Genomic DNA, 15,791 nt, shown 5'->3' with positions numbered 1-15,791 from the left:
TATGCGCAATCCTGTCGGTGGCCATGTGCCGGTGGCCGGCGGCCTCGCCAAGGTCGGCCTCCCGTACGCCCGGGAGATGGGCGCGGAGGCCGTCCAGGTCTTCGTCGCCAATCCGCGCGGCTGGGCGACGCCCGCCGGGAACCCGGCGCAGGACGAGCAGTTCCGCGCCGAGTGCGCCGCCGCGTCCGTACCGGCCTACGTCCACGCGCCGTATCTGATCAACTTCGGCTCGCACACCGGGGCGACCGTGCAGAAGTCCGTGGACTCACTGCGCCACTCCCTGCGCCGGGCCCGGGAGATCGGGGCCCTGGGCGTCGTGGTGCACACCGGCTCGGCCACCAACGGCCGGCCCCGCGAGGAGGCACTGGCCCAGGTGCGCACCCACATGAGGCCGCTGCTCGACGAGCTGACGCACGAGGACGATCCCTTCCTGCTGCTGGAGTCCACCGCGGGTCAGGGGTTTTCGCTCTGCTCGCGGACCTGGGACTTCGGACCGTACTTCGACGCACTCGACGCCCATCCGAAGCTCGGCATCTGCCTCGACACCTGCCACGTCTTCGCGGCCGGACACGATCTGGCCGGTCCCGGCGGGATGAAGGAGACGCTGGACCTGCTGGTGGAGACGGTCGGTGAGGGGCGGCTGAAGCTGATCCACGCCAATGACTCCAAGGACGTGTCCGGGGCCCACAAGGACCGGCACGAGAACATCGGCGCGGGCCACATCGGCGAGGAGCCGTTCCGTGAGCTGTTCTGCCATCCGGCCACCGAGGGCGTGCCGCTGATCATCGAGACACCGGGCGGCAAGGAGGGGCACGCGGCGGACGTGGCCCGGCTCAAGGGGCTGCGCGACCTGGGCTGACCGGGGTCGCGGCACCCTCGCCGCGGGCGTGGAACGCCGCTCTCCCGGAGCTCCTCAGAGTTCGGGGCCGTCCCCCGGCTCCTCCTGGTAGGAGTAGCGCTGTTCCTTCCAGGGGTCACCGACGTTGTGATAGCCGCGCTCCTCCCAGAAGCCGCGGCGATCGGCGGTCATGTACTCGATGCCCCGGACCCATTTGGGGCCCTTCCAGGCGTACAGATGAGGAACGACCAGCCGGAGCGGGAAGCCGTGCTCGGCGGTGAGCAGCTCGCCGGCCTTGTGGGTGGCGAAAAGGGCCCGCTCGGCGGTGAAGTCGTCGAGTCTGAGGTTGGAGCTGAATCCGTACTCGGCCCAGACCATCACATGGGTGACTTGGGGCGCGGGCGGTGCGAGTGCCATGACATCACGGACGAGGACTCCGCCCCACTCAGCGCCGAGCATGCTGAATTTGGTCACACAGTGCAGATCCGCGACGACCGAGGAGAACGGCAGCGCGGAGAATTCCTGGTGGTTCCAGCAGTGCTTGTCCCCGTCGGCCGTGGCCCCGAAAACCCGGAATTCCCAGCGGTCGGGTTTGAACTTCGGCACCGGACCGTAATGGGTTACGGGCCAGCCGCGCTGCAGTCGCTGTCCCGGCGGAAGCTCGGACTGCTCTGATGCGCGGTTTTCCCGGCTTTCCGGCTGACCCATGTCTCCATGGTGACAGACAGGCAGGGGTGGTCATGACCAGCACAGAGACGTTTCGGGCAACCACTACTAAGCATGTACTTACTGGACGGCCACCGGGCGCGATGCGAAGATGCGGCCAACTTGCCCAGTTCACCGGTTGGAAGGAGCCTCTGCGATGCAGGGCGACCCCGAGGTCCTCGAGTTCCTGAACGAACAGCTGACCGCCGAATTGACTGCCATCAATCAGTATTTCCTGCATGCAAAGATGCAGGACAACTTCGGCTGGACGAAGCTCGCGAAGTACACGCGCTCCGAGTCGTTCGACGAGATGAAGCACGCGGAGATCCTTACCGACCGGATTCTCTTCCTCGACGGACTGCCCAACTATCAGCGGCTGTTCCATGTCCGCGTGGGCCAGACGGTCACCGAGATGTTCCAGGCGGACCGCCAGGTCGAGGTCGAGGCGATCGACCGCCTCAAGCGCGGCATCGAGCTGATGCGCGGCAAGGGCGACATCACGTCCGCGAACATCTTCGAGTCGATCCTGGCCGACGAGGAACACCACATCGACTATCTCGACACCCAGCTGGAACTGGTCGAGAAGCTCGGCGAGCCGCTCTACATCGCGCAGCTGATCGAGCAGCCGGACAGCTGACCGGCTCGGGGGCGCGGCTGCGCTCAGGCGGCTTCGGGAAGCGTGACCACCGGCGCGAAGGCGGGCCCGGCGGCCGGCGTGATGCCCGGTTCGGCGTCGGCGGCGGCAGGGGCCGCGAGAGGTTCGGCGGTGGCGGGCGACTGCTTCTGGTCGAGCAGTTCGCGGCGCGGACAGGCGCCGCGGCCGAGCATCGCCTGGATGGTGCGGACACAGCCGCCGCAGTCGGTCCCCGCCTTGCAGGCGGAGGCTATCTGGCGGGGCGTGCAGGCGCCGGCTTCCGCATGCTTCTTGACCTGCTGCTCCGTAACGCCGAAGCACGAGCAGACGTACATGCGGTTTCACCTCCCGGCGGGGTGGGTCGTGGTGGCCGTCCCGATAATCGGTGAGGCTAACCTAACCTTACCCGCCGCTCAAGGGCGGTAAAAGCCCCGGAACGCCCTGTGGGGCACGGATCACATCGATCCGTGCCCCACAGTCGTACGCGCACTACCTGCGGTGATGCCTACTGATCCCGGTACATCTCGGCGACCAGGAACGCGAGGTCCAGCGACTGGCTGCGGTTGAGCCGCGGGTCGCAGGCCGTCTCGTAACGCTGGTGCAGATCGTCCACGAAGATCTCGTGGCCGCCGCCGACGCACTCGGTGACGTCGTCACCGGTGAGCTCGACGTGGATGCCACCGGGGTGGGTGCCGAGGCCCTTGTGCACCTCGAAGAAGCCCTTGACCTCGTCCAGGACGTCGTCGAAGCGGCGGGTCTTGTGGCCGGACGCGGCCTCGAAGGTGTTGCCGTGCATCGGGTCGGTCACCCAGGCAACGGTGGCTCCGGACGCGGTGACCTTCTCGACCAGCTCGGGAAGCTTGTCGCGGACCTTGTCGGCGCCCATCCGGACGATGAAGGTCAGCCGGCCGGGCTCGCGCTCGGGGTCGAGGCGGTCGACGTAGCCGAGCGCCTCGTCGACGGTGGTCGTCGGGCCGAGCTTGATGCCGATGGGGTTGCGGATCCTCGACGCGAACTCGATGTGCGCGCCGTCCATCTGCCGGGTGCGCTCACCGATCCACACCATGTGGCCCGAGGTGTCGTACAGCTGGCCGGTGCGCGAGTCGGTGCGGGTCAGCGCCGACTCGTAGTCCAGCAGCAGGCCCTCGTGCGAGGAGTAGAACTCGACGGCCTTGAACTCGGCGGGGTCGGTGCCGCACGCCTTCATGAAGTTCAGCGCGTTGTCGATCTCGCGGGCCAGGGCCTCGTAGCGCTGGCCGGAGGGGGACGACTTCACGAAGTCCTGGTTCCAGGCGTGCACCTGGCGCAGGTCGGCGTAACCACCGGTGGTGAAGGCGCGGACGAGGTTCAGCGTGGAAGCGGATGCGTGGTACATCTGCTTCAGCCGGTCCGGGTCCGGGACGCGTTCGGCCTCGGTGAAGGCGAAGCCGTTGACGGAGTCACCGCGGTAGGTCGGCAGGGTCACGCCGTCGCGGGTCTCGGTCGACTTGGAGCGCGGCTTGGAGTACTGGCCGGCGATCCGGCCCACCTTGACGACGGGCACGGAGGCCGCGTAGGTGAGGACGGCGCTCATCTGGAGCAGCGTCTTCAGCTTGGCGCGGATGTGCTCGGCCGACACGGCGTCGAAGGCCTCGGCGCAGTCACCGCCCTGAAGCAGGAACGCCTCGCCCTTGGCGACGGCTCCCATGCGGGCGCGCAGCTGGTCGCACTCGCCGGCGAAGACGAGCGGCGGATACGACGCGAGGTCCGCGAGTACATCGCGCAGCGCCTCGGAGTCGGGGTACTCGGGCTGCTGCGCCGCGGGAAGGTCTCGCCAGGTGTTGCCACCGGCGACGGAGGTATTGGCGTTCACGGTCACGGTGCCCACATTACGGGGTCGTGTCGACTGCTTTTCCTGCTGCTCAGTGGCTGAGACGGACGTCTCGGCACGTCGAGTGACGGGGGTCACGCCCCGGCTGCTAGCCTCACGTTTTTCAGCGTTGAACAAGTGGACAACAGGGGTGGGGACTTGAAGCGGAATCACCGTAGGGACCTCAGGAGACGGCGGCTGCTGTTCGGGGCCGGTGCGGCGGTGGTCGCCACCGCGACGATCGGCACCCTCGCCATGGCCTCGCAGAACTCCGCGACCACGGACAGCAAGCCGGGCTCCGCGGCCGCCACCCTGCAGACGCAGTTCAGGGACGCGGCTCGTGAGTTCGACGTCCCGCAGAGCGTGCTGATGGCCGTCTCGTACCGCCAGACGCTGTGGGAGAGCCACGACGGGGAGCCGAGCACCAGCGGCGCGTACAACGTCATGGGGCTGACCCGGGTGACCGCGGGCGACGTCGCGCAGCCGACGGACGCGGAGCGGCTCTCGCACCTCGACATGAGCGGCGACCCGGCCGTCACGAAGCACTTCGACGCGGAGCGCGCGCTGCGTAGCCTGCCGAAGCGGGTGGACACCACCGCGGCCGAGCTGCACACGCTGGACGAGGCCGCGAAGCTCATCGACAAGCCGGCCGGCTCGGTCCAGGACGACACCGCGCAGAGCATCCGGGCGGGCGCTGCGCTGCTCGCGAAGTACCAGCGCGAGGCCACCGACTCACTGCCCGACGACGCCGGCCGGTGGTACCCGGCCGTCGCCCGCTACAGCCAGGCGTCGGACACCAAGGGCGCCACGCTCTTCGCCGACCGGGTCTTCGAGTCCGTCCGCGGCGGCGAGAGCCGGCTGACGGCGGACGGCCAGCGGCTGTCGCTGCCCGCCGATCCTTCGGTGACCCCGGTGAAGCCCGCGAAGATGCGGCTGGCGGCGACCGACGCGAGCACCACCGCGGCCCCCGCACCGGAGTGCCCATCCGGTCTGAACTGCGACTTCAAGCCGGCCGGGTACAAGCAGAACAGCTCCACCCCGGACGATTTCGGCAACTACAACGAGGCCGACCGCCCGGCCGGTGGCGAGGACATCCGCTACATCGTCATCCATGACACCGAGGGCGGTTACGACGGTTCGCTGGCCACGTTCCAGAACCCGGCCTCCTACACCAGCGCGCACTATCTGATCCGGGCCAAGGACGGTCTGGTCACCCAGCTGGTCAAGACCAAGGACGAGGCGTGGCACGCGGCGAACAAGACCGTGAACATGCACTCGGTCGGGATCGAGCACGAGGGCTACGCGATCAAGTCGGGCAGCTGGTACACCGAGCCGCAGTACGAGTCCTCCGCGACGCTCGTGAAGTACCTGGCCGACAGGTTCGGCATTCCGCTCGACCGTGAGCACATCATCGGCCACGACGAGGTGCCGGGCGTCCTGGACGCCAATGTCGCGACGCAGCACTGGGACCCGGGCCCCTTCTGGGACTGGAACCACTACATGTCCCTGATCGGCGCCCCGACCGGCGCCGGCGGCGCGGGCGGCCCGGTCAAGGCCGGCCAGGTGGTGCGGGTCGTGCCGCCGTTCACCACGGCCAACCAGCCGGCGGTGACCTACGACGGCGCTACGGTCGCCAAACAGCCGGCGAACTTCGGCTACCTCTACACCTCCGGCTCCACCACGTCGGCGATGATCACCGACCCGTACATCCCCGACGTGAAGGCCACCGACGGCCCGAACTGGGGCAACAAGGTCGTCGCCGGCGGCACGTACGTCGTCGCCGAGGCCAAGGGTGACTGGACGGCCATCTGGTACGGCGGCAAGAAGGCCTGGTTCCAGAACCCGGGCGGCCAGTTCACCAAGGCGGTCGCCAAGACGGCCCAGCCGGTGCTGAAGCCCAAGGCGGGCGCGACGTCCATCCCGGTGTACGGACGCGCCTACCCGGACGACGCCGCGTACTCCGGCACGGGTGTGCCGGTGCAGGACAAGAACGGCGAGTCGCTGTCGAAGTACACCGTCCCCGCGGGGCAGGCCTACCCGCAGGCCGGTCCGGCGCAGGCCGGTGACTACTGGTTCGCGGGTACGTTCGCCGGCACGGCCGAGAACGACCGCACGATGGTGAAGGGGAGCACCTCCTTCTACCCGATCCGCTACAACCACCGCATAGCGTGGGTGAAGGCGAGCGACGTCCAGCAGGCGAGCAGCACCGTCCCGGACGCCGGGACGGACCGCTACAACATGATCGGCCGGGACGGCGCGGGTGACGTCTGGCAGTACCAGGGCACCGGCAGCGCCTCGTCCCCGTACTACAAGCGCTACCTCATGGGCTACGGCTGGCAGAACTACACCGCCATCACCGCCATGACCGCGATGCGGGCCGACGGCACGGGCGACATCGTGGCCCGCGACAAGGACGGCGTGCTCTGGTACTACCGCGGCAGCGGCAACCCGGACAAGCCGTACCTGGCGCGGCTCAAGGTGGGCAGCGGCTGGAACCAGTACGACATCCTGTCCGGCATGCGTGACCTCGACGGTGACGGCAAGGCGGATCTGATCGCCCGCAACGGCTCCGGCGTCATCTACTTCTACAAGGGGACGGGCGACCCGGCGAAGCCCTTCGCGGCCAAGGCGCAGATCGGCACCGGCTGGCAGATCTACGACACCCTGGTCTCCACCGGTGATCTGAACGGTGACGGCAGGGCCGACTTCCTGGCCCGGGACAAGTCGGGGGTGCTGTGGATCTACACGGGCACCGGCTCGGCGGCCTCCCCGTACGCGGCGAGGGTCAGGATCGGCACGGGCTGGGGCGCGTACAAGCTGCTGCTCGGACCGAGCGACCTGGACCGCGACGGCCGGGGCGACCTGGTCGGCGTGGACGGTTCAGGGAATTTCTGGTTCTACCACTCAACCGGTGACACGGCGGCGCCCTTCGCCAAGAAGGTGCAGGTCGGGACCGGCTGGCAGATCTACGACACGCTGTTCTAGCCCGGCGGGCAGGACAGTGAGCGCGGGGCCTGTTCCCACCCGGCCGGGTGGGAACAGGCCCCGTCGCCGTGCGGCGTGGGTTAGGGTTCGGGGCATGTTCGCGCACTCGACCCGTAACTGGTGGTGGACCGCTCATCCGGCGGCCCACTGATCGCGCGTACACCGACGCAGAGGCCGCCCGAGGGGCGGCCTTTTCCGTGTCCGGGGCCGTTCCTCCCAGCTGATCTTCCTGGAAGGAACACCCCGCATGACGATCGACCGACTGCTCTCCGACGACTGCCCGCCCTTCGCCCTGCTCCGCAGGCGCACCCCCGGCCATGACCACGACACCGTCGAGGTGCTGATCGGCGAGGTGCGCGAGGTGGAGCGGCTGGCCGATCTCCCCGTCGGCGAACGGCCCTCACTGGCCATGGTGCCGTTCCGCCAGATCGCCGAGCGCGGCTTCGACGTACGGGACGACGGGACCCCGCTGTCCGTGCTGGTCGCGGACGAGACGTACGAACTCCGCGTGGACGAGGCGCTGAAGCTGCTCCCGGCCCATGAGGTGGACGTCCGCGACGGGGCCTTCGACGTGGGCGACGAGGAGTACGCGGGGACCGTGCGGCGGGTCATCGAGGACGAGATCGGCCGGGGCGAGGGCGCGAACTTCGTGATCCGGCGGACCTTCCGGGGCGAGATCCCGGGCTTCGGGCGGGCGGACGCGCTGGCCCTGTTCCGGCGGCTGCTGGCCGGGGAGCGCGGGGCGTACTGGACGTTCGTCGTCCACACCGGTGGCAGCGGGCCCGAAGGGCTCTCGGCTTCGGGGCGGCGGGCGACGGGTGGGCGCACGCTGGTCGGCGCCAGCCCGGAGGTGCATGTGCGGATGTCCGGCGGAACGGTCGTGATGAACCCGATCAGCGGCACCTACCGCTACCCCGCCGAAGGGCCGACCGCCGAGAGCCTGCTGACCTTCCTCGGCGACCGCAAGGAGACCGAGGAGCTCTCCATGGTGGTCGACGAGGAACTCAAGATGATGTGCACCGTCGGCGACATGGGCGGGGTGGTGATCGGCCCACGGCTCAAGGAGATGGCCCATCTCGCCCACACGGAGTACGAGTTGCGCGGGCGCTCCTCGCTGGATGTGCGCGATGTGCTGAAGGAGACCATGTTCGCCGCTACGGTCACCGGTTCGCCCGTGCAGAACGCCTGCCGGGTCATCGAGCGGTACGAGCCCGGCGGGCGCGGCTACTACGCGGGCGCGCTGGCCCTCCTGCGGCAGGGGCCGGACGGGGCCCAGAGCCTGGACTCGCCGATCCTGATCAGGACCGCCGACATCTCGGCGGACGGTGAGCTGCGGGTGCCGGTCGGGGCGACGCTGGTGCGCCACTCCGACCCGGAGAGCGAGGTCGCCGAGACCCACGCCAAAGCGGCCGGTGTACTGACCGCGCTGGGGGTGCTGCCGGGGCGGCCGAAGTCGGAGCGGGCGCTGCCCCGGCTGGCCGCGGACCCGCGGGTGCGTGCGGCGCTGGACTCCAGGCGGGACGGGCTCGCCCCGTTCTGGCTGCGGATGCAGGAGCGCACCGATGAGCTGTCCGGCCATGCGCTGGTGGTCGACGGCGAGGACACCTTCACCGCGATGCTGGGGCACCTGCTGCGCGCGTCGGGGCTCGACGTGTCGGTGCGCCGCTACGACGAGCCGAGGCTGCGCGAGGCCGTGCGGGCGCACGAGGGCCCCGTCGTGCTGGGTCCCGGCCCCGGTAACCCGGGCGACGCGGCCGATCCGAAGATGCGGCTGCTGCGGGCGCTGACCGCCGAACTGGTCCGCGATCACCGGTACGGGCTGCTCGGGGTGTGCCTCGGCCATGAGCTGATCGCTGCGGAGCTGGGGCTCGAGATCGTCCGCAAGGCGGTGCCGTACCAGGGCGCGCAGACCCGGATCGAGCTGTTCGGGCGGCCGGAGACCGTCGGCTTCTACAACAGTTTCACCGCGCGCTGCGACGACGCCGTGGTCACCGAGCTGGCTGCGCACGGCATCGAGGCGAGCGTGGACGGGGCGACCGGGGAGCTGCACGCACTGCGCGGGGGCGGTTTCGCCTCGGTGCAGTTCCACCCGGAGTCGGTGCTGACACTGCGCGGCGCGGCGATCGTGGGCGAGCTGCTGGCGGGGCTTCCGGTGCGCGGCTGAGGCGGGCTCAGGGGGCCGGCGCCGCCGCCGGGACCAGGACGTTGTCGCTGCGGCGGCGGGCCAGGTAGTCGTCGACGTTCCGGACGGTGGCGTCGATGATCTGGCCCACCGCGTCCTCGGTGTAGTACGCCTGGTGCGAGGTGACGATGACGTTCGGGAACGTGACGAGCCGGGCCAGGGTGTCGTCGTCGATGCCTTCCAGGGACTTGTCGAGGAAGAAGAGCCCGGCCTCGGCCTCGTACACGTCGAGTCCGACGCCGAGGAACCGGCCGGCCCGCAACTGGCCGACCAGGGCCGTGGTGTCGACGAGTCCGCCGCGGCTGGAGTTGATCAGGATCGCGTCGTCCTTCATCCGGGCCAGGGCGTCCCTGCCGATGACGTGGTGGGTGGAGGGCAGCAGCGGGACGTGCAGGCTGATCAGGTCGGAATCGGCGAGGAGCTGTTCCTTGTCGACGTAGCGCATGCCCAGTTCGACGCAGGCCGGGTTCTCCGCGACGTCCCAGCCGAGCAGATTCATGCCGAAGCCGTGGGCGATACGGGTGAAGGCCTCGCCGATCTTGCCGGTGCCGATGACTCCGGCGGTGCGGCCGTGCATGTCCCGGCCGAGGAGTCCGTCGAGGCGGAAGTCGAAGTCACGGGTGCGGCTCGCGGCCCGGATGACCCGGCGGTTGACCGCCATGGCGAGGGTCCAGGCGAATTCGGCGACCGAGTGGGGCGAGTAGTAGGAGACCCGGGCGACGCGCATGGCGAGGCGCTCGGCGACGTCGAGGTCGATGTTGTTGAAGCCGGTGGAGCGCTGGGCGATCATCTGGGTGCCGCCGGCCGCGAGGGTCTGCAGGACGCCGCTTCCCAGGTCGGCGTTGACGCTGGTGGAGATGACCTCGTAACCGGCCGCGATGGGGGCGGTGTCCCGGTTCAGGAAGACGTCCAGGCAGCGGACCTCGTGCTTCCCGGCGAAGGCTTTCTCGATCAGCGGCTTCTCGTCGGACTGCACACCGAAGGCCAGGATTTCCACGACGTCTCCGTGACTGATGCGGGCGGGGCGCCGGGTCCGTACGCACCGGGGTGCGTGCGGACCCGGCCGGTCCGGTCATCGCGAATATAAGGCCGGGGGTCCCGGTGCGCCGCTCAGCCGAAGAAGACACCCGCCTCCGCGTAGAGCGCCGGGTCGACGGTCTTGAGCCGGGCGGTCGCCTCGGCGATGGGCACCCGCACGATGTCCGTACCGCTCAGGGCGACCATCTTCCCGAAGTCGCCGTCGCGCACGGCCTCGATGGCGTGCAGGCCGAAGCGGGTGGCGAGCCAGCGGTCGAAGGCGCTGGGGGTGCCGCCGCGCTGGACGTGTCCGAGGACGGTGGTCCTGGCCTCCTTGCCGGTGCGGCGCTCGATCTCCTTGGCCAGCCACTCGCCGACGCCGGAGAGCCGGACATGGCCGAAGGAGTCGTGCGAGCCGTCCTTGAGGACCATCTCGCCCTGCGCGGGCACGGCCCCTTCGGCGACCACCACGATCGGGGCGTAGCTGGCCCGGAACCGGGAGGTCACCCAGGCGCAGACCTGCTCGGTGTCGAAGGGCTGTTCCGGGATGAGAATGACGTTGGCTCCTCCGGCGAGACCGGAGTGGAGCGCGATCCAGCCGGCGTGACGGCCCATCACCTCGACGACCAGGACCCGCATATGGGACTCGGCCGTGGTGTGCAGCCGGTCGATGGCCTCGGTCGCGATGCCGACGGCGGTGTCGAATCCGAAGGTGTAGTCGGTGGCGGAGAGGTCGTTGTCGATGGTCTTCGGTACGCCGACGCAGGGGATGCCGTGCTCCTCGGACAGGGTCGCCGCCACCCCGAGGGTGTCCTCGCCGCCGATGGTGACGAGTGCGTCGACCTCGTGCCGTTCGAGGCTGTCCCTGATCCGGCGGACGCCGTGATCCGCCTTGAGCGGGTTGGTGCGCGAGGAACCGAGGATGGTGCCGCCGCGCGGCAGGATGCCGCGCACCGCCGGGATGGAGAGCGGGACCGTCACCCCTTCCAGCGGCCCGCGCCAGCCGTCCCGGAAACCGATGAAGTCGTAGTCGTACTCCTGCACGCCCTTGCGGACGACGGCACGGATGACCGCGTTGAGCCCGGGGCAGTCGCCGCCCCCGGTCAGTACTCCGACCCGCATGGAAGCATCCCTTCGCCGAAGTGAGCTCACTCAGCTCCACGGTAAGGGTGATGCAGGTCACTTCGGGATGGGGCGGATGGTCAAGTCCAGCGCAATGTGCGGGTCTTGATCTCAGATGTCGTCCAGGCCGCGCTCGATGGCGTACCGCACGAGCTCCACCCGGTTGTGCAACTGGAGCTTGCCCAGGGTGTTCTGGACGTGGTTCTGGACGGTGCGGTGCGAGATGACCAGCCGTTCGGCGATCTGCTTGTACGAGAGTCCCTTGGCGACCAGCCGCAGCACCTCGGTCTCCCGGTCGGTGAGCTCCGGGGCCTTCGGCTCGTCGGATGCGACGGGGGCCGGCTCGGAGGCCAGCCTGCGGTACTCGCCGAGTACGAGCCCGGCGAGGCCGGGGGTGAAGACCGGGTCGCCGGCCGCGGTGCGGGTGACCGCCTCGGTCAGCTCCTGGGTGCTCGCCGACTTGAGCAGATAGCCGGTGGCGCCGGACTTGACCGCCTCCAGCACATCGGCGTGCTCACCGCTCGCGGAGAGCACCAGGACGCGCAGCCCCGGGTGCGAGCCGACGAGTTCCTTGCAGACCTGGACGCCGGGCATCCCGGGCAGATTGAGGTCGAGGACGAGGACGTCGGGGCTGACGGCCCCGGCCCTGCGGACGGCCTGCGGGCCGTCGCCCGCGGTCGCCACCACGTCGAACCCGGACTCGGCGAGGTCGCGGGCGACGGCGTCGCGCCACATCGGGTGGTCGTCGACCACCATCACCCTGATCGCCCGCTGCTGCCCCGCCGCGTCCTGATCGTGCTCTGCGCTCATCGGACCGAACCCGCCTTCCCCCGTGAAACCTTCGGAACCTTCAGTTCGACCTCGGTGCCCTGGCCGGGCACCGAGATCAGCTCTGCCGTGCCGCCCAGCTCGTTCAGCCGGCCGCGTATCGACAGGGCGACGCCGAGCCGCCCCTCCCCCTCGGCCTGGGCGAGCCGCCCCTCCGGGATGCCCGGTCCGTCGTCCCGGACGGTCACGATCACCTCGTCGGGCCAGTCCTCGACCAGGATCCAGGCCTGGGCGTCATCGCCCGCGTGCACCCGGACGTTGTCCAGGGCGGCACTGACGGCGGCAGCCAGCTGGCCGGCGGCGGCGGGCGGGAGCAGTACCGGGGCGCCGGGCTCGGCGAAGCTGACCCGGGAACCGGCGTGCGGGGCGAGCAGGGCGCGCAGATCGGTCTCGCCCGGCCCGTCCGGCTCGTCGTCGTCCGTATCGACGGTCCGCACGACGGCGCCGTCTGCGGCGTCCTCGGAGACCCGGGTGGGCGGCACCAGGCCGCTGGAGACCAGGGTGCGCAGGGCGACCTCCTGCTCCCCGGCCATCCGGCCCAGCTCGGCCGCCTCGCCGCCGATCGCCGTACCGCGTCGCTGCACCATCGCGAGGACCTGGAGCACGCTGTCGTGGATGTCGCGGGCCAGCCGTTCCCGCTCCCGGGTGGCGGCCTCGATCTCCAGGGCGCGGGCGAGGGTGCGCTCACTGGCGCGGGCGACCTCGACGACGTACCCGATCGCGATGGAGGCGACCCAGACCAGCAGGACGTTGTGCAGGGTGTCGCGGCTGGGTTCGGCGCGCTCGACGATGTTGGCGGCGGCGACGAAGCTGGAGGCGAAGGCCGCCCAGCGCCAGCCGCCCTTGATCGCGAAGGCCAGCACGGAACCCGCGGTCCAGATGGACGGCAGGGTCGGCCCGTCGACGTGCTGGGCCTGGAAGTCGGCGAGCGGGGTCACCAGGATGCCGGCGAGGGCGAGGGTGAGGTCCGCGCCGAGGAAGCGCTTGGTGCAGGCCACCGCGCCGGACACCTTCGGCAGGGTGACGAGCGTCCAGAGGGCCATGACGGTCAGGAAGACGACGGCCACCCACGGCCGCTCGTACTTGTCGCGTCCGAAGACGGCGAGCAGGATCGCGTAGAGCATCGTCAGGATGCGGTACGCCGTCAGCGCACGCCACAGCGGCTGCTCGACCGACATCCGCACGACCCGCACGCGCTTGGCCATCTTCTTCTCCCCCGCCCCCGGCGGACCGCGCGCGCTCAGGCGCCGCCGCGGTCCCCGTCCGTACCCGGCTGCTCGTCCCGGCCGCCGGACGCGGCCTGCTTGGCGGCCTCCGCCTGCCGCTTGGCGTCGTCCGCGAGCTGCCGCTTGGCGGCGGTCGCGTACACGTCGACGTACTCCTGCCCGGAGAGCTTCATGATCTCGTACATCACCTCGTCGGTGACCGAGCGCAGGATGAAGCGGTCGCCCTCCATTCCGTGGTAGCGGCTGAAGTCGAGCGGCTCGCCGATCCTGATCCCCGGACGCATCAGCTTGGGCATCACCTGTCCGGGCGGCTGGATCTTCTCCGTGTCGATCATCGCGACGGGGATCACCGGCGCCCCGGTCGCGAGCGCCACCCGGGCGAGACCACCGGGCTTGCCGCGGTAGAGACGGCCGTCGGGCGAGCGGGTGCCCTCCGGGTAGATACCGAAGAGGCCGCCGCTCTCGATCACCTCGATACCGGCCTTGATCGCCGCCTCGCCGGCCCCCCGGGCGCCCGAGCGGTCCACCGGGAGCTGGCCGACGCCCTTGAAGAAGGCGGCGGTGAGCTTGCCCTTGACGCCGGGCGCGGTGAAGTACTCGGACTTGGCGATGAAGGTGACCTTGCGGTCCAGGACGGCGGGCAGGAAGAAGGAGTCGGAGAACGACAGATGGTTGCTCGCCAGGATCGCGGGTCCCTGCGCGGGGATGTTCTCCAGGCCCTCCACCCACGGCCTGAAAGCGAGCTTCAGAGACCCGCCGATGGAGAACTTCATAGCGCCGTAGATCAACTCGGGTGCCTCCTGTGTGCTGTCCGACAGACCTTAGAGCATCCGGCAACCCGTGCTCCCGTGACGGCCCTGGTCGGTGTCGGCCCGGTCGCGTACGGTGAAGTAATCCGTCCGCACTCCCCCCTTTCGCTCCCCTTCGAGCCTCACGAACAGGAGACCCCGGTGCCGGTCCTTCCTGGAGCCGAGCCGTTCCGCCACGAGGGCGGAGAGGTCGGCGTCCTTCTCTGCCACGGATTCACCGGTTCCCCGCAGTCGCTGCGCCCCTGGGCCGGCTACCTGGCGGAGCGCGGGCTCACGGTCTCGCTGCCGCTGCTCCCCGGGCACGGCACCCGCTGGGAGGACATGCAGGTCACCGGCTGGCAGGACTGGTACGCGGAGGTGGACCGGGAGCTGCGGTCGCTGCTGGAGCGGTGCTCCCAGGTCTTCGTCTTCGGCCTCTCCATGGGCGGCGCGCTCGCGCTGCGGCTCGCGGCGAAGCACGGCGACGCGGTCCGGGGTCTGGTGCTCGTCAACCCGGCCAACAAGGTGCACGGTCTCGCGGCGCACGCGCTGCCGGTGGCCCGCCACCTGGTGCCGACGACGAAGGGGCTGGTGAGCGATATCGCCCTGGAGGGCTCGGCGGAGGTCGGCTACGAGCGGGTGCCGCTGCACGCGGCCCACTCGGTGCGGAAGTTCTTCCGGCTGGTCGATGCCGAGCTGCCCCAGGTGACCCAGCCGCTCCTGCTGCTGCACAGCCCGCAGGACCACGTCGTGCCGCCCGCCGACTCGGCCCGCGTCCTGAGCCGGGTGTCGTCCACGGACGTCGAGGAGATCCTGCTGGAACAGAGCTACCACGTGGCGACGTTGGACCACGATGCGGAGCGGATCTTCGACGAGAGCTACTCGTTCATCGGCCGCCTCGCTCCGAGCGTCGGGAAGAAGGGGAGCACGTCCGGTGGCTGAGCACGACGCGGAACGCGCGGGCAGCGAGGAGGAGCGCGAGCCGCTCCCCGTCGAGGGAGCGGCCGTCCCCGATGACGGCGGTGCGCCCCCGTCGGAGGGTCCCGGCATCGCCCAGGGCGGGGACGGGGAACGCCCGGTCGACGAGGACGCCGTCTGGCAGGCGATCGTCGCGGGGTACGGGGACGAGCCGCCGGACCCGCCGGGTGCCAGGCCGTTCCGGTCCATCGAGGACCTCGCGCTCCCGGACGACGGTCCGCTGACCGCCCTCGACCCGGACAAGGGCATCGGCAAGCGGCCGCCCAAACCGCCGGAGAAGCCGCTCGGCAGCTCGGTGGTGTTCGCCCCCGGTGTCGGCGGCCCGCGCGACTACGAGCCGGCGGAACCCACCGCGGGCGACACGGACGACGAGGACGACAGCGGCGAGGGCCACTTCGTGCCGCCGGAGCCGCCGCCGCTGCCCGAGGCCGATGTCACCGCCAAGTTCGCCTGGCTCGCGGTGGTCGGCGGACCGATCCTGCTGCTGCTCGCGGTGCTGCTCCAGTGGGAGATGACCTGGTGGCTGACGACGGTCTGCGTCGGCGGCTTCCTGGGCGGCTTCGTGACGCTGGTGGCGCGGATGGAGCACGACGACGAGGACGGCGACGACCCCGGCCGCGGCGCGGTGGTCTGAGCAGC

General features: G+C 70.2%; 15 protein-coding genes. 7 read left to right on the top strand and 8 right to left on the bottom strand.

What is annotated here, in order from left to right:
* Position 1: 1 nt before the first annotated feature.
* The gene (locus ACFVJX_RS06355; protein WP_384128790.1) at positions 2-859 is read left to right on the top strand and encodes a deoxyribonuclease IV; all 858 of its coding nucleotides are present in this window, start codon (positions 2-4) and stop codon (positions 857-859) included.
* A gap of 54 nt (positions 860-913) precedes the next feature.
* Here ACFVJX_RS06355 and ACFVJX_RS06350 read toward each other — a convergent pair whose 3' ends face one another.
* Positions 914-1,546, bottom strand: coding sequence for a sulfite oxidase-like oxidoreductase (locus tag ACFVJX_RS06350; protein ID WP_384128792.1), 633 nt, complete (start codon positions 1,544-1,546; stop codon positions 914-916).
* 154 nt (positions 1,547-1,700) lie between these two features.
* On the opposite strand from ACFVJX_RS06350, the gene bfr reads away from it, so the two are divergent.
* Positions 1,701-2,180 carry a bacterioferritin gene (bfr, locus tag ACFVJX_RS06345; protein ID WP_124718145.1) on the top strand — a complete coding sequence of 160 codons (480 nt, stop codon included), beginning with the start codon at positions 1,701-1,703 and terminating at the stop codon, positions 2,178-2,180.
* Positions 2,181-2,203: 23 nt separating this feature from the next.
* Here bfr and ACFVJX_RS06340 read toward each other — a convergent pair whose 3' ends face one another.
* Both ACFVJX_RS06340 and ACFVJX_RS06335 read right to left on the bottom strand, forming a co-directional pair.
* Positions 2,204-2,512 carry a bacterioferritin-associated ferredoxin gene (locus ACFVJX_RS06340; protein WP_384128795.1) on the bottom strand — a complete coding sequence of 103 codons (309 nt, stop codon included), beginning with the start codon at positions 2,510-2,512 and terminating at the stop codon, positions 2,204-2,206.
* A gap of 170 nt (positions 2,513-2,682) precedes the next feature.
* The gene (locus ACFVJX_RS06335; RefSeq protein WP_384128895.1) at positions 2,683-4,029 is read right to left on the bottom strand and encodes a class II 3-deoxy-7-phosphoheptulonate synthase; all 1,347 of its coding nucleotides are present in this window, start codon (positions 4,027-4,029) and stop codon (positions 2,683-2,685) included.
* Between the two features lie 156 nt (positions 4,030-4,185).
* Between ACFVJX_RS06335 and ACFVJX_RS06330 the strand changes: the two genes are divergently transcribed.
* From ACFVJX_RS06330 to ACFVJX_RS06320, 3 genes are all read left to right on the top strand, one after another.
* Complete coding sequence (locus ACFVJX_RS06330) at positions 4,186-7,011, top strand: N-acetylmuramoyl-L-alanine amidase (protein WP_384128797.1); 2,826 nt, start codon at positions 4,186-4,188, stop codon at positions 7,009-7,011.
* Between the two features lie 94 nt (positions 7,012-7,105).
* Complete coding sequence (locus ACFVJX_RS06325; RefSeq protein ID WP_073735655.1) at positions 7,106-7,162, top strand: trp operon leader peptide; 57 nt, start codon at positions 7,106-7,108, stop codon at positions 7,160-7,162.
* Positions 7,163-7,258: 96 nt separating this feature from the next.
* A complete protein-coding gene (locus tag ACFVJX_RS06320) occupies positions 7,259-9,175 on the top strand; it encodes an anthranilate synthase family protein (RefSeq protein WP_384128799.1) in 1,917 nt (638 codons plus the stop codon).
* Positions 9,176-9,182: 7 nt separating this feature from the next.
* Here ACFVJX_RS06320 and ACFVJX_RS06315 read toward each other — a convergent pair whose 3' ends face one another.
* The 5 genes from ACFVJX_RS06315 to ACFVJX_RS06295 all read right to left on the bottom strand — a co-directional run bounded on the left by ACFVJX_RS06315 (position 9,183) and on the right by ACFVJX_RS06295 (position 14,174).
* Positions 9,183-10,190 (bottom strand): 2-hydroxyacid dehydrogenase, encoded by a 1,008-nt coding sequence (locus tag ACFVJX_RS06315; protein ID WP_384128801.1) that lies wholly within the window; start codon positions 10,188-10,190, stop codon positions 9,183-9,185.
* 113 nt (positions 10,191-10,303) lie between these two features.
* A complete protein-coding gene (locus ACFVJX_RS06310; protein WP_384128803.1) occupies positions 10,304-11,332 on the bottom strand; it encodes a 6-phosphofructokinase in 1,029 nt (342 codons plus the stop codon).
* A gap of 111 nt (positions 11,333-11,443) precedes the next feature.
* A complete protein-coding gene (locus tag ACFVJX_RS06305; RefSeq protein WP_384128805.1) occupies positions 11,444-12,142 on the bottom strand; it encodes a response regulator in 699 nt (232 codons plus the stop codon).
* Positions 12,139-13,365, bottom strand: coding sequence for a MacS family sensor histidine kinase (gene macS, locus ACFVJX_RS06300; protein WP_384128807.1), 1,227 nt, complete (start codon positions 13,363-13,365; stop codon positions 12,139-12,141). The genes ACFVJX_RS06305 and macS overlap by 4 nt, the downstream gene beginning before the upstream one ends.
* 35 nt (positions 13,366-13,400) lie before the next feature.
* The gene (locus ACFVJX_RS06295; RefSeq protein ID WP_384128809.1) at positions 13,401-14,174 is read right to left on the bottom strand and encodes a lysophospholipid acyltransferase family protein; all 774 of its coding nucleotides are present in this window, start codon (positions 14,172-14,174) and stop codon (positions 13,401-13,403) included.
* 162 nt (positions 14,175-14,336) lie between these two features.
* Here ACFVJX_RS06295 and ACFVJX_RS06290 point away from each other — a divergent pair, with 162 nt between their 5' ends.
* On the top strand, positions 14,337-15,116 hold the full coding sequence (locus ACFVJX_RS06290; protein WP_384128811.1) for an alpha/beta hydrolase: 780 nt from the start codon (positions 14,337-14,339) through the stop codon (positions 15,114-15,116).
* The gene (locus tag ACFVJX_RS06285; RefSeq protein WP_384128813.1) at positions 15,109-15,786 is read left to right on the top strand and encodes a hypothetical protein; all 678 of its coding nucleotides are present in this window, start codon (positions 15,109-15,111) and stop codon (positions 15,784-15,786) included. The genes ACFVJX_RS06290 and ACFVJX_RS06285 overlap by 8 nt, the downstream gene beginning before the upstream one ends.
* Positions 15,787-15,791: the final 5 nt, after the last annotated feature.

This window comes from Streptomyces sp. NPDC127177, assembly GCF_042672475.1.
Classification (GTDB): Bacteria; Actinomycetota; Actinomycetes; order Streptomycetales; family Streptomycetaceae; genus Streptomyces.
Note: the sequence above shows the minus strand (reverse complement) of the source record. Positions and strands in the feature narration are given on the sequence as shown.